General features: G+C 57.6%; 13 protein-coding genes and 1 pseudogene. 11 read left to right on the forward strand and 3 right to left on the reverse strand.

The features are described from left to right. Nucleotides 1–38: 38 nt before the first annotated feature. From tsaE to ACR0BK_RS19570, 8 genes are all read left to right on the forward strand, one after another. Entirely contained in the window at nt 39–512 is a 474-nt protein-coding gene (gene tsaE, locus ACR0BK_RS19535; protein WP_480555980.1) for a tRNA (adenosine(37)-N6)-threonylcarbamoyltransferase complex ATPase subunit type 1 TsaE, read from the forward strand. After that, the gene (locus ACR0BK_RS19540; RefSeq protein WP_480555981.1) at nt 509–1,513 is read left to right on the forward strand and encodes an aminoglycoside phosphotransferase family protein; all 1,005 of its coding nucleotides are present in this window, start codon (nt 509–511) and stop codon (nt 1,511–1,513) included. Before tsaE ends, ACR0BK_RS19540 begins: the two co-directional genes overlap by 4 nt. Beyond that, nucleotides 1,510–2,196 carry a nucleotidyltransferase family protein gene (locus ACR0BK_RS19545; protein ID WP_480474431.1) on the forward strand — a complete coding sequence of 229 codons (687 nt, stop codon included), beginning with the start codon at nt 1,510–1,512 and terminating at the stop codon, nt 2,194–2,196. The genes ACR0BK_RS19540 and ACR0BK_RS19545 overlap by 4 nt, the downstream gene beginning before the upstream one ends. Continuing rightward, complete coding sequence (gene addB, locus ACR0BK_RS19550; RefSeq protein WP_480555982.1) at nt 2,189–5,113, forward strand: double-strand break repair protein AddB; 2,925 nt, start codon at nt 2,189–2,191, stop codon at nt 5,111–5,113. Before ACR0BK_RS19545 ends, addB begins: the two co-directional genes overlap by 8 nt. Continuing rightward, entirely contained in the window at nt 5,110–8,469 is a 3,360-nt protein-coding gene (addA, locus tag ACR0BK_RS19555) for a double-strand break repair helicase AddA (protein WP_480555983.1), read from the forward strand. Before addB ends, addA begins: the two co-directional genes overlap by 4 nt. Before the next feature lie 60 nt (nt 8,470–8,529). Then, nucleotides 8,530–8,850, forward strand: coding sequence for a thioredoxin (gene trxA / locus ACR0BK_RS19560; protein ID WP_209505247.1), 321 nt, complete (start codon nt 8,530–8,532; stop codon nt 8,848–8,850). Nucleotides 8,851–8,923: 73 nt separating this feature from the next. After that, the gene (locus ACR0BK_RS19565; protein WP_480521314.1) at nt 8,924–9,274 is read left to right on the forward strand and encodes a Lin0512 family protein; all 351 of its coding nucleotides are present in this window, start codon (nt 8,924–8,926) and stop codon (nt 9,272–9,274) included. Further along, entirely contained in the window at nt 9,271–9,633 is a 363-nt protein-coding gene (locus tag ACR0BK_RS19570; protein WP_480521312.1) for a Lin0512 family protein, read from the forward strand. The genes ACR0BK_RS19565 and ACR0BK_RS19570 overlap by 4 nt, the downstream gene beginning before the upstream one ends. A 62-nt stretch (nt 9,634–9,695) precedes the next feature. Here ACR0BK_RS19570 and ACR0BK_RS19575 read toward each other — a convergent pair whose 3' ends face one another. Then, complete coding sequence (locus ACR0BK_RS19575; RefSeq protein ID WP_480521310.1) at nt 9,696–9,890, reverse strand: DUF1127 domain-containing protein; 195 nt, start codon at nt 9,888–9,890, stop codon at nt 9,696–9,698. Between the two features lie 197 nt (nt 9,891–10,087). Here ACR0BK_RS19575 and hslV point away from each other — a divergent pair, with 197 nt between their 5' ends. Next, nucleotides 10,088–10,645, forward strand: coding sequence for an ATP-dependent protease subunit HslV (hslV, locus tag ACR0BK_RS19580; protein ID WP_480496391.1), 558 nt, complete (start codon nt 10,088–10,090; stop codon nt 10,643–10,645). Here hslV and ACR0BK_RS19585 read toward each other — a convergent pair. Together ACR0BK_RS19585 and ACR0BK_RS19590 are read right to left on the reverse strand one after the other, a co-directional pair. Further along, nucleotides 10,637–11,878: an MFS transporter gene (locus ACR0BK_RS19585; protein ID WP_480496393.1), complete on the reverse strand. Its 1,242-nt coding sequence runs from the start codon at nt 11,876–11,878 to the stop codon at nt 10,637–10,639. The two genes, hslV and ACR0BK_RS19585, sit on opposite strands and share 9 nt — an antisense overlap. Nucleotides 11,879–11,983: 105 nt before the next feature. Then, a complete protein-coding gene (locus tag ACR0BK_RS19590) occupies nt 11,984–12,385 on the reverse strand; it encodes a DM13 domain-containing protein (RefSeq protein WP_480482580.1) in 402 nt (133 codons plus the stop codon). A gap of 197 nt (nt 12,386–12,582) precedes the next feature. Here ACR0BK_RS19590 and hslU point away from each other — a divergent pair, with 197 nt between their 5' ends. Together hslU and ACR0BK_RS19600 are read left to right on the forward strand one after the other, a co-directional pair. Next, nucleotides 12,583–13,890: an ATP-dependent protease ATPase subunit HslU gene (hslU, locus tag ACR0BK_RS19595; RefSeq protein WP_480555984.1), complete on the forward strand. Its 1,308-nt coding sequence runs from the start codon at nt 12,583–12,585 to the stop codon at nt 13,888–13,890. Nucleotides 13,891–14,200: 310 nt separating this feature from the next. Then, a pseudogene (locus ACR0BK_RS19600) lies at nt 14,201–14,295 on the forward strand (dTDP-4-dehydrorhamnose 3,5-epimerase); the annotation flags it as partial.

Below are 14,295 nucleotides of genomic sequence, written 5' to 3' on the forward strand. Positions count from 1 at the left end.
GGGTTGCAGCCGATTGGGCAGAACGTCATTGTGACGCCATGACGACGACCTCCCAAACCCTGACGTTTAAATCGCCCGATGAAACCGCAGATTTCGCGGCCCGTGTCGGGTCTTCGCTTGGTTCCGGGGATGTCCTGTTGCTTAGCGGCGCAATCGGCAGCGGCAAGACGCATTTCGCGCGCAACCTCATTCAATCACTTATGCCTGAACCGGAAGACGTGCCATCACCCACATTCACCTTGGTTCAGACCTATGACACCCCTGCCGGTGAGATCTGGCACTGCGATCTTTATCGGCTGAACGCGTTAGAGGAAGTGGATGAGCTGGGTTTGGTTGAAGCCTTTGACACAGCAATCTGCCTTGTGGAATGGCCGGAAAAACTGGGCACACTAGCCCCTGTCGCTGCGTTAAAACTGGCCTTCGAAACAGACCATGACACAGAAGAAACCCGCCACATGTCCTTGTCATGGACCGATCCGAAATGGGTAGACAAGTTGGAGAATGCCGGATGACAAACAGGACAGTCCTGGCAGAGGCCCTTATTGCACAAACTCCTTGGGTCGGGGCAACGCGTGCACCACTGGCCGGCGACGCATCGAACCGCCGGTACGAACGCGTGACCGATCCGGTCAGTGGGCGAACGGCTGTCCTGATGGATGCACCACCTGACAAGGGCGAAAGCGTCGAATCGTTTGTGCGTGTTGCCGAGTATCTGCGTTCGATTGGCCTGAGTGCGCCCGAGATTTACGCAGAAGACGCTGAATATGGATTTCTGCTGCTGGAAGATCTGGGTGATGATCTGTTTGCACGCGTCCTTAAAAAAGACCCGTCCAAAGAACGCCTTTTGTACGAGGCCGCGACAGACGTGCTGCTGCACCTGCATCAGGCGCCAATATTATCACTACCGTCTTACGATCCAGCCCTGATGACGGACCTGGCGGCACTGGCGCTTACGAAATACGCCGCTGGCATTCAGGGCAATGTTGATCAGGGCGTTCTGGACCGGTTCGAACTTCGGTTTGCAGATATTTTGCACCGCGAAACCTCTGGGGACAAAGTTGTCATTCAAAGGGACTATCACGCAGAAAACCTTCTGTGGCTGCCCAAGCGCGACGGCATAAGGCGCGTCGGATTGCTGGATTTCCAATTGGCCATGCTGGGGCACCCCGCCTATGATCTGGTGTCCTTGCTTCAGGACATTCGCCGCGATGTTTCGGTCGGGACAGAAATGCAGATGATCAACCGCTATATTGCAGGGTCAGGTATGGACGATCACGAATTTCGTACCGCGTACAGCGTATTGGGCGCGCAGCGAAATCTTCGCATCCTTGGCGGTTTTTCGCGGCTGGCAACCGACTACGGCAAGCCGCAATATCTGGACATGATCCCGGCGGTCTGGTCGCACCTCATGAGGGATCTGGAACACCCTGCCCTTGTTTCGGTGGCCTCGCTGCTGCACGACGCTCTGCCCCGACCAACACCTCAGAATTTGGCCAGGCTGAGGCCCCAATGACCGGATCACCCTTTGCCGTAATGTTGTTTGCCGCCGGGTTTGGCACCCGTATGGGCGCGTTGACCAAGGACCGACCCAAACCGCTGATCGAAGTGTCCGGGCGCGCCCTGATCGACCACGCGCTGGATCTTGTCGACAACCTTGGCCCTGTTCGCACAGTGGCAAACGTGCATTACCACGCCGATCAGCTCGACGCGCATCTCAGGCCCAAAGGCATTCTGATATCGCCGGAAGAGCCGGAGATTTTGGAAACCGGCGGCGGGTTGCGCGCAGCCCTGCCATTGCTGGGCACCGACCCTGTGTTCACACTGAATACCGACGCAATCTGGTCCGGCCCAAATCCATTGATGCTGCTGCAAAACGCATGGGACCCGTCCCGCATGGATGCGCTTTTGATGTGTGTTCCGACTGCGCAGGCCATTGGTCACGACAGGCCGGGTGATTTTACCGCCGATCAGGTGGGGCGGATCACGCGTGGGCCCGGCTTGGTTTACGGGGGCGCGCAGATCCTCAAGACACAAGGGTTGCACGCCATTTCGCAACCGGCGTTTTCGTTGAACCTGCTTTGGAACCAGATGCACGATCAAGGGCGTTTGTTCGGCATTGAGTATCCCGGTCGCTGGTGTGATGTGGGCCACCCAGATGGGATCGCTCTGGCCGAGGATTTGCTGGCAGATGTTTGACCCCGGACCCCTGCCCCGCGTCTTCGCCGTCCCGCCCGGTACGGATTTCCCCAAGGCGTTGGTCGACGGCCTGAGGCGGCGTTGTTCAGGCCCGCCCGAGGCTTTGGCGCGGGTGGGGCTGGTGTTGAACACGCGGCGTATGGAACGGCGCGTACGTGATCTGTTCAATCAGGGGCCACCATGCCTGCTGCCCCGCATATCGCTGCTAACCGATCTGGGGGACAACGCTGATCTGGCGCATATTCCACCTGCCATCCCGCCCCTTCGGCGGCGTCTGGAATTGTCTCAGCTGGTGGCCAAATTGTTGGAACAACAACCGGATCTGGCCGCCCGGTCGTCGATTTTTGACCTGTCCGACAGTCTGGCGGCGCTGATCGACGAAATGCAGGGCGAAGGTGTGTCACCGGACACGATCCGGGGGCTGGATGTCAGCGACATGTCCGGCCATTGGGCGCGGGCTCAGACCTTTATCGGTATCGCAGATCATTTCATTGACACGGGCTCGCAGGTGATGGACGCGCAGGCCCGCCAACGTCGCGTGGTCGAAAACCTGATCGCCCGCTGGCAAACCGATCCCCCCCTGCATCCGGTTGTTCTGGCCGGGTCGTCCGGTTCGCGCGGCACCACGCTGATGCTGATGGATGCCGTCGCGCGCTTGCCACAAGGGGCGTTGGTACTGCCCGGATACGATTTCGACCAGCCGGATCACGTTTGGGAAGGGTTGGATGATGCGTTGACTTCGGAAGATCATCCGCAATACCGGTTTCGAAAGCTGATGCGCGGGCTGGGCCTGTCACCCGGCCAGATTACTCCATGGACAGACCTGAACGCCCCCTCGCCTGCCCGTAACCGTCTGGTTTCCCTGGCTTTGCGCCCAGCCCCGATCACCGATGCCTGGATGAGCGAAGGCCCGAAACTGGCTGATCTACTCGGCGCAACCAAAGACCTGACACTGATCGAGGCGCAATCACCGCGGGACGAGGCTTTGGCCATTGCCCTGCGCCTGCGACAAGCTGCCGAAACCGGTCAGACCGCCGCCCTGATTACGCCGGATCGCATGTTGACCCGTCAGGTAAGCGCCGCGCTGGATCGGTGGAACATTCTGGCAGATGACAGCGCCGGTCTGCCGCTGCAACTCTCGCCCCCGGGCCGGTTTCTGCGACATGTGGCTGGTCTGTTCACGCGCCGTCTGGAGGGCGAGGCGCTGCTTACCTTGCTAAAGCACCCTTTGTGCCATGACGGCAGTGAACGCGGTAAACATTTGCTGCACACGCGTGATCTGGAACTGGATCTGCGCCGCAATGGCCCACCATTTCCGGATGGCACCAGCCTCACCGCATTTGCAGTACGCAAAGAAGCCCCCGAAAGCTGGGTCCATTGGGTTGTTCACCACTTCTGCGATCAGCAGATCAGTGGCGAGTTGGCGCTTTCCGACTGGGTAGATCGGCTCACAACACTGGCCGAGGCGATCTCGGCTGGCAGCGCAGGTGAAACCGGCACGCTGTGGGACAAGAACGCGGGTCAAAAGGCGCTGGCAGTGCTGAATTCTCTCAGGGATGAGGCGCAACATGGCGGGCCGATGACAGCCTATGATTTTGCCAATCTTCTGGGCGCGCTGCTTGCCGGGGAAGAGGTCCGCGACCGCGATGCGCCGCATCCGCATATCATGATCTGGGGCACACTCGAAGCGAGGGTACAAGGTGCAGACCTGTTGATCCTTGGCGGATTGAATGAAGGCAGTTGGCCAGGGGCGCCGGCGCCCGACCCCTGGCTGAACCGACAGATGCGCGACAGGGCGGGCCTGTTATTGCCTGAACGCCGGATCGGCCTGTCGGCGCATGACTTTCAACAGGCCATCGGCGCGCCCGAGGTCTGGCTAACCCGCGCAACCCGCTCGGATGATGCGGAAATGGTGCCGTCTCGTTGGGTGAACCGGCTGACAAACCTGTTGCAGGGTCTGCCTGAGCAGGGTGGCCCCCAAGCGCTGGCCGAAATGCGCGCCCGTGGCCAAAACTGGCTGAACTGGTCCGAGGCTCTGGAAGACACGCCGCGCATTGACCCCGCGCCACGCCCATCCCCGCGCCCGCCAGTTGTCGCGCGTCCGCGTCACCTGTCAGTAACGGAAATCAAGCGACTGATCCGCGATCCCTATGCCATTTACGCCAAGCATGTGCTGCGGTTGAAACCTCTCGATCCGCTTGTCCAGGCACCCGACGCGTTGCTGCGGGGGATCGTGATCCACGAAATCCTCGAACATTTCGTCAAGGATAGCGTGCTCGACAACGCTTTGCTGACGCGTGAGAATTTTCTGAAACGCGCGCACACATTACTGGAGCAGCATGTCGCCTGGCCCACGGCGCGACATCTGTGGCTGGCGCGGCTGGAACGGATCGCAGACGACTTTATCAGCGCTGAACTTTCGCGCCGGGGTGACGGTGGGCCAGTGGCCTTTGAAGCGGCGATGAAGCTGGTGCTGAACCCGTTGGACTTCACCATCACAGGGCGCGCTGACCGGATCGATCACAACAGCCGGGGGGCCTTGCGGATCATCGACTATAAAACCGGCGCGCCTCCAACAGAAAGCCAGCAATCCAAATTCGACAAGCAATTGCTGATCGAGGCCGCAATGGCCGAGCAGGGCGGTATCGAGGGGCTTGACCCGATGGCGGTGGCAGAGGCCATCTTCATCGGTATGGGTGGTGCCTATAATGAGGTGCCCGCGCCGCTGCTGAAAGAACCCGCCGACAAGGTTTTGACCGAGCTGAAAGAGTTGATATCAGCCTATTTAGAGTCTGATCAGGGGTATTCGTCCCGCCGAATGCTGCACAAAGATACGGATATCGGTGACTATGATCATCTTGCCCGGTTCGGCGAGTGGGACCGGACAGCCGAAACGCGCCCCGAGGATCTGACATGAGCGCGCGCAACGAAGCAACCGAACGGCAGGTGCAGGCCTCGCGACCCGATGCCTCGACCTGGCTGGCCGCCAATGCAGGGTCAGGGAAGACACGGGTTTTGACCGATCGGGTGGCGCGCCTGCTGCTGGGTGGCGTCCAGCCACAACACATTCTTTGCCTGACCTATACCAAAGCTGCTGCCAGCGAGATGCAGAACCGATTGTTTGACCGTCTTGGCAAATGGGCAATGCTTGAAGATGCCAGGCTGCAAAAGGACCTGGCCGAACTGGGCGTGACCGGCGCCATCGATTCAGACCGGTTGGCACAAGCGCGCACCCTGTTTGCCCGCGCCATTGAGACGCCGGGCGGCTTGAAAATCCAGACAATTCACTCTTTCTGCGCCTCGTTGCTGCGTCGTTTCCCGCTCGAGGCCGGAGTCAGCCCGCAGTTTTCGGAAATGGAAGACCGTGCGGCAGCTTTGCTGAGGGAAGAAATTGTTGAAGATTTCGCGGAAGGCCCGCAGGCACGGCTGATCGAAGACGTGGCCCGGTTTGTCACCGATTCAGGCTTTGACAAGCTGACTGCGGCGATCGCCCAAAAGCGCAACCTGTTCGCGCAACAACTGGATTGGTCTGATCTGTTGCAACGCTTCGAGCTGCCCTCGCATTTTAGCGATAATGCGTTGTTCCAAAGCGTTTTTTTGGGTGGTGAGGTTGAGCTGATCCAGTCAATGTTGCCCCTATTGCTCGAAAGTGGCGGCAATAATGCCAAGGCAGCGGCAAGGCTGGCAGGGTTTACCGAAGCACGATTGGCTCACTTGCCCATGCTGGAAGACGTGCTGCTGACCGGAAAAGGCGCAAAAGAACCGTTCACCGCCAAGATCAACGGCTTTCCCACCAAGCCCCTTCGCGAAGGTGCGCTGGCGGACCGGATGCCTCAACTCGAAGCTCTCATGCTGCGGGTCGAAGCTGCGCGTGAACGCCGACTGGCGCTGATTGCTGCCCAGAAAACCGCCGTTTTGCACCGCTTTGCCGCTGCATTCCTACCGGAATATGAGCGCTGCAAGCAGTTGCGGGGGTGGCTGGATTTCGACGATCTAATCCTGCGCGCACGTCAGGTTCTGAATGACCCGGCGGTGGCTGAATGGGTGCTGTACCGTCTGGACGGGGGTATCGACCACATTCTTGTCGACGAAGCGCAGGACACCAGCCCCGATCAATGGGATGTGGTGGAAAAACTGGCTCAGGAATTCACTAGCGGGGAAGGGGCCCGATCAGGGGTCGAGCGCACTATCTTTGTTGTCGGCGATAAAAAACAATCGATCTATTCCTTTCAGGGCGCCGACCCGCAAGCCTTTGACCGTATGCAGGAAGAGTTTGACCGGAAACTCTCTGATTCAGGCTCTAAACTGTGGGATTCGACGCTGGAATATTCATTCCGATCCTCCAGCGCGATCTTGTCTCTGGTCGACACGCTTTTTGAAAACCGCGCCGATGCAGGATTTCAGAAGGAAAGTCAGCACCGCGCCTTCAAATCCGATTTGCCCGGTCGGGTTGATCTTTGGCCCGTCGTCGAGAAAGTCGAGGACGCGGAGGAGGGGGATTGGACCGATCCGGTGGACCGGCCCGGATCACGGCACCATACCGTTATTCTGGCCGAACGGGTGGCTGCGTCGATCAAAAAAATGATCGATGACGGCGAAACTATACCTGAAGACGGGGACACACAGGGCCAGTTTGTTCGACGCAAAGTTCAGCCCGGTGATTTTCTGATCCTTGTGCAACGCCGGTCTGACCTGTTCGCCGAGATCATCCGCGCCTGCAAGGTTGCCGGGCTTCCCATCGCCGGGGCGGACCGGCTGAAAGTGGGTGCCGAACTTGCGGTCAAGGATCTGGCTGCGCTGCTTAGCTTTCTGGCGACGCCCGAAGACAGCCTGTCGCTGGCGACAGTTCTGAAATCCCCACTGTTCGGATGGTCCGAGCAGCAGCTTTTCGATCTTGCCCATCGGCGGGAGGAGCAATTCCTGTGGGCTGCTTTGCGCAGACGCGCCGACGATTTCCCCAAAACTCTGGCCGTTCTGAACGATCTGCGCAGTCAGATCGACTTTCTGCGCCCCTATGACCTGATTGAACGCATTCTGACCCGACACGACGGGCGACGAAACCTGTTGGGCCGACTGGGACCCGAGGCTGAGGACGGTATCAATGCCCTGCTATCGCAGGCGTTGGCCTACGAGCGGACGGATATCCCCAGCCTGACTGGATTTCTGGTCTGGATGCAGACCGACGATCTGGAGATCAAACGACAGATGAGCGGGGTCGGAAATATGATCCGGGTGATGACGGTGCACGGCTCGAAGGGGTTGGAGGCTCCGATCGTCATTCTGCCTGATACCGGCAAACGCCAGCCGCCACGCGACGCCGAAATCATGGTGGCAGACGGGACACCCCTGTGGAAGGTTTCGGCAGACCAATCGCCGAACCTGATCACTCGCGCCCGGACAGAGGCGCGCACCCGCGAGGAAAATGAACGGCTTCGCTTGCTTTATGTGGCTCTAACAAGGGCTGAAAAGTGGCTGATCGTGGCTGCGGCAGGTGATTTGGGTAAAGATGGCAACAGCTGGTACCAGATGGTAGAAGCAGCGATGGAAAGGGCCGGGGCAACGCAACTGCCTGGTTCAGATACACGTCGGCTGTCCCATGGCGACTGGGATGGGTTTCCACTGGTTGAGCTGTCACGCGCATCGGCTAAACATTCAGATCTACCTGATATGTTCCTGCACCCTGCACCTGAACCGGTTGTACCTGCGGCCACCATCAGCCCTTCGGATCTGGGTGGGGCCAAGGCGTTGCCAGGTGACGCTGGTCTGGATGAAGACGCTGCCAAACTGCGCGGAACCCGCGTGCACCTGCTGCTTGAGCATCTGCCCAAAGTCACGCAGGACCACTGGCCAGAGCTTTGCGCCCGCCTGCTGCCCGGCATGGGGCAAGAGGATCAGAACGCATTGCTGACCGAAGTCACAGGCGTGCTGACATCCGAAAGCCTGCGACACATTTTCACGCCGGACACATTGGCCGAAGTACCTGTAACTGCCGACCTGCGCGGGCAGCGAATGTATGGGATTGTCGACCGCCTGATCGTGACGGACACCGAAGTCCATGTAATTGATTTCAAATCAAATGCCACCGTTCCGAACCGGGTCGAAGATTGCCCCGAAGGGTTGCTTCGCCAAATGGGCGCGTATGCGCAGGCCCTGTCGCAGATCTATCCGGACCATAAGATACGCACCGCAATCCTTTGGACAAGAACGGCAAATCTTATGTGGTTGCCACACGATCTTGTGACGGATGCCGTGGCCTGCACCCAGATATCTTGACCTTGCCTACTGCCACCCCTACCTTCACAGCCCAAGCGCATTTCATTCAGGAGACATAATATGTCGACCGTAGCCGTCACCGACGAAACCTTTGACGCCGAAGTCAAGAACTCGGACGTTCCAGTTGTAGTGGATTTCTGGGCCGAATGGTGCGGACCCTGTAAGCAGATTGGTCCGGCACTGGAAGAGCTGGCCGCCGAATATGGCGGCAAGGTCAAGATCGCCAAGGTGGACGTGGACAACAACCCGAACTCTGCCGCCGCCATGGGCGTGCGCGGCATCCCGGCGCTGTTTATCTTTAAGGACGGTCAGGTTGTATCGAACCGCGCAGGCGCTGCCCCCAAAGCCGCGCTGCAAAGCTGGATCGACGAATCCATCTGATCTGGCGATAACGGATTGTTCGAAAGGCGTCTCAGATTGGGGCGCCTTTTTTGTTGAAACGGCGGGGAAACCAATGGCAAAAACGCGCGTTCTTGTAGAATTCGGGATGGGCACTTCCCTGCGCCGGATGGACTATACCGAGGCGTCGCTGCGGGCGATCAGGGACGCGCTGTGGCACAACTCGGTCAATATGGCCGAACTTTTTGGTTTCCCGAAAGAGGCGATGATCATTGATGCCGAGATCGGCGTGCAGCAGCCGGATCAAGTGGATACCGACGCCCTCAAAGCCGTTTTCCCTTATGGTCAGCCCAACATTACCGTCACAAAAGGTGGGTTGGACATCGAAAAACCGAATGGTGACGGCCACACGGTGATAGCCAACGCTGCACTGATCGTTTCTTTCAACATGGACCCGGCGCAATGAGTGAAAAGCGGATCATCCTGGAAATGGGCACTGGTAATGACCTTTATGGTCAGGATTATACCAAAGCAGCCCGCCGCGCGGTACAGGACGCGCTGCATCATTCATCCATCACGCTGTTTTCAAAGCTGGGGATCGATCACAACGAAATGCGCGTGCTTGTGACAATCGGCGTTCAGAATCCGGAACAGGTGAATTGTGAATTGGTTGCTGCCGACATGCCGCGCGGCCGGGTCGAGGTTCGCGCGGTCAAAGGTGGTCTGGATGTAGCTGATGAAGAAGCTGGCACTCTGCACGTCATTGCAACTGCCGCGGTCGAAGCTTTTTTACCCGATCTTGCCGGGAAATACATCCAGAGTTGAGCAACGAAAAAGCCGCTCGGAAACCCGGGCGGCTGGTTCGGTTTGATGATCCGTCGGTTGGATTAGATTTTTGCGATATCCGCGCGGCTCAGACCGATATCGTCCAGCTGCGTGTCGCTGAGTTCCGACAGAAGGTTACGTGTTTTACGTGCTTCATTCCATGCGACAACACTGTCGAATGCATTGATGAAAACGTCCGCCACGTGCAGGATGGTAGCTGCTCCGAGCGGCGCATGAATATTAGCTGTGGTTGCCATGTGCGCAGTCCTTATTGAAGAAACAGCCGACCCGTCGTCGGTTGTGAGCCTCATCTAGTACCGCTTGGCCGGACTCACAATTGCTGGTCCGGTAACCCCGAATTGCATTTTTTGCATATCTTTTGGGCAGTTTGGCAATGGGTTGCGCCAACAACCGGTCCGGCCCATATATACCGCCAGCAAAAGCGGAGATGATCATGGCAGATAACGACTTTCCCGGTTGGCACGGCACAACGATTATCGGCGTCAAGAAGGACGGTCATGTCGTCATTGCCGGCGACGGTCAGGTGAGTCTGGGTCAGACCGTGATCAAGGGCACCGCGCGCAAGGTGCGCCGCCTGTCTCCCGGAGGGTTCGAGATCGTGGCAGGTTTTGCCGGATCGACAGCGGATGCCTTCACGTTGCTGGAACGGCTGGAAGCCAAGCTTGAAGCTACGCCCGGCCAACTGGCCCGCGCCTCGGTTGAACTCGCCAAGGACTGGCGCACAGACAAGTATCTGCAAAAACTTGAGGCGATGCTGATCGTGACAGACGGCAAGGATCTGCTTGTCATCACCGGGGCAGGGGATGTTCTGGAACCCGAACACAATGTGGCTGCCATCGGGTCGGGAGGCAACTTCGCTCTGGCCGCCGCGCGTGCCATGATGGACAGCGACAGATCCGCAGAGGACATCGCCCGGCAATCCATGGCCATCGCAGCAGATATCTGCGTCTATACCAATGGCAACCTGACGGTTGAGACGATCTCAGGCTAAAAGCGCTTTGATCTCTTTGCCTTTCCATCGACGGTGCATACCGATCAACCCCAGGACCGCCGCTACGATCACGATGTAATAGGGCACGCGGATATCGATGCTCATCAATCCGCCACCGATCAGTGACATGATCCCGCCCGCAAGGCAGAACACGGCAGTGGCCACGCCCATGGCCCAGCCCTGATCCGCCTCGCTGACGCTTGAGGAGAACAGGCCCAACAGCGTTGGATAGGCGACCCCGAACAGGAAATAGAAGAAAAACACCGGGACATAGCTGAATACACCGCTTGGGCTGAAGGCAAAGGCAAACCCGCAAATGACCATCACCACAAGCGACGTGTAAATGATCGCGTGTTTGCTGAACCTTTCCTGGGCAGGCTTCACCAGGAATGTACTGGAAAAGGCCAGCGCCACTCCGATGACCACCATCGCCACGCTGCCCCCGATGACCCCATACCCGAATGCGCTGGTTAGGAAATTGTCGACAAACACGTAGAATGTGACATTGGCGATCATGAAAAACGAATAGACCGGCAGGATTTTCAGAACCAGCGGGTGTTCGCCAACTGCGATCAGGCTGTCGGTAATATCGCGTGGACGAAACACAAAGGGCTCGCGCTTGGTTCGGGTGTCCTTGAAAAAGAGCAGCACCAGAAATATCGCCACCAGAACCAACACGAACGCGCCATAGAACGGGGTTTTCAACGTGGCAAAGCCGCCAAATAACGCCGAATCCGACAAAACCGCGCCTATGATCGGCCCGCCGACAAGGCCAAAGCTAACACCAGTCACGATGTAGCCCATGTTTCGGTCCCGGTCAGACGCGTCGGTGCTGCCATCGATCATCGCCGCCTGCGCGATGGGCTGATTACCCGCAGTGAACCCGGTAATCGAACGGCCAACGATCAGCAGAAGCAGGTTATTGAGATAAAGCGCCACAATGGTCAACGCATATCCGGCCAGCGCGCCCCCAAGGCAGACCAGCAATGCATTCTTTCGCCCAATCGAGTCAGACACTTTCGAGACATAAACAACGCCCAGAAACCACGACAGGAAAAAGCATCCGATCACCAGACCATAATAAAAATGCCTGCGGCCGACAGGCGTGCTTTCCGGCAGGAAACCGGAGCTCGTTTCCATGATCAGCGAATTGATGATGGGAAAGACCAGACCTTGTCCGATCAGGTCCACGAACACCACGAACAGCAGGGTGATCTTGGCAATTTTCGTCATACAACTCGCCCCGTGCTCAAATGCTTTGGGGCGAGTGTAGCAGATATGCGTCGTGTCAGCTAACGACGAATTAGAGGCCGGATGATCCGGCCTCTGTCGTTCAGATTATTTAAGCGACGCAACACCCAGCGGGACGCCAGCGACCTCACACCAGATGTAAACTTCGTTGTAGCCCGAGATGTCCATAGTTGGAGGCACCGCATAAGATTGCTTGCCTTTCAAATTCAGCAGTGCACCCAGCTTAGATGACGGGTCGTATTCGCCATCCTTACCGAATGCCACACGCGGGTCGGGGCCACCGTCCAACGAAAAGTCGTTGCCTAATTCAACGATATAACGATCGCCATCCTTTTTTACTTTGACCGAGCCGCTGGTTTCGTGCTTCGAGCGCCCCTCGAAATGACCCTTTTTCTTGTCACCCCCGGCCAAAGCCGCATTGGTGCCGACCAGAGTCAGAGCCGCGCCAGTGGCAGCCGCGTTCAGAAAAAGTGAACGACGAGTCATCATTTTACGTTCTCCATTAGATAAGTGCGGGCGACTTTGCCCGTTGACGCAGACTATGCGCAGCAAATATCTGTGTGGCGATTCACATCACCTCGAATTTCCGTGTTCGGTTCGTGTGTTGGCGTGAGTTTTTTGTGATCAGCTTGTGTTTTCGCAGCTTATGATTAGGTTCCGGTGCGAAACAAACGGATAGAACACATATGACCGACCTGACCCCGCGCGAGATTGTCTCGGAACTGGATCGTTTCATTATCGGGCAAAAGGATGCCAAGCGCGCCGTGGCCGTTGCACTGCGCAACCGCTGGCGCCGCAAGCAGTTGCCGGACGATATTCGCGAAGAGGTGTATCCAAAGAACATCCTGATGATCGGCCCCACCGGTGTCGGCAAAACCGAGATCAGCCGCCGTCTGGCCAAGCTTGCGCGCGCACCCTTTATCAAGGTCGAAGCCACGAAGTTCACCGAGGTTGGCTATGTCGGTCGCGACGTGGAACAGATCATCCGCGATCTGGCCGATGCCGCCATTCTGCAAACTCGGGAATTCATGCGCGAAGATGTCAAGGCCAAAGCCTATCAGGCCGCCGAAGACCGCGTGATTGACGCCATCGCTGGTACGGATGCCCGTGAAGGCACACGAGAGATGTTCCGCAAAAAGCTCAAGTCGGGTGAGCTGGATGAGACGGTCATTGAACTGGACGTCGCGAACAGTTCAAACCCAATGCCGATGTTCGATATTCCGGGACAGCCTGGCGGTCAGATGGGGATGATGAATCTGGGCGATATCTTCGGTAAGGCGTTTGCCGGGCGCACTGTTAGAAAACGTCTGACTGTCGCCGAAAGCTATGAGGTTCTGATCGGGGAAGAGGCCGACAAGCTGCTGGACGATGAGACGGTCACCCGCACCGCATTGGAATCGGTGGAGCAGAACGGCATCGTTTTTCTGGACGAGATTGACAAGGTCTGTGCCCGCACAGAAGCGCGTGGTGGTGATGTAAGTCGTGAAGGGGTGCAGCGCGACCTGCTGCCTCTGATCGAAGGCACAACCGTCTCGACAAAGCACGGTCCGGTTAAAACCGACCACATCCTGTTCATCGCATCCGGTGCGTTCCATATCGCCAAACCATCAGACCTTCTGCCCGAATTGCAGGGTCGTCTGCCCATCCGGGTAGAGCTGCGCGCGCTGACCGAGGAAGACTTCGTGCGTATCCTGACCGAAACCGACAACGCATTGACCCGTCAGTACACGGCCCTCATGGCCACCGAAGAGGTTACGGTTGGGTTTACCGAGGATGGTATTGCCGCCCTGGCGCGGATCGCAGCCGACGTGAATCAAAGCGTTGAAAACATTGGTGCGCGGCGGCTTTACACCGTCATGGAACGGGTCTTTGAAGAGCTGTCATTCACCGCACCAGACAGGGCCGGAACGGAAATAACGGTCGATGCGCAATTCGTGAACGACAATCTGGGCGAATTGACCAAGTCGGCGGATTTGAGCCGTTACGTTTTGTAGCAGCTCGGATCCGATACTGCCGCTTTTCCCGTTTCTTTACTCCGCTCTTTCGTTCCAAACAAAGCGTTTTTCTATTCACGTGATTGCATTTTTGGCCACCAGCAAGGAATGGACAATCAGAAGTTCAGCAAAGAGCCCCGTCAAGAAAGTCGCCAAAGCCATCAGACGCAAAACTCGACAAAAGAGCTTACCCATTCAACTTGTTCGCGCGGTCAGTTAACTACGCTCTGAAAATTTCGAATCGAAGTCACATTTCATATGCGTGCGGCAAATCCAAAACGTATGCAACAGACGGTTGAGGTTAGGTGTTATGGAGATTGAGCGGACGGGGTTGTCGGGTGTGTTGGTTATTCGCCCGCAGCGGCATGGGGATTTGCGGGGGTTTTTTTCTGAAAGCTGGAACAA

The organism is Ruegeria sp. AF1, assembly GCF_056542125.1.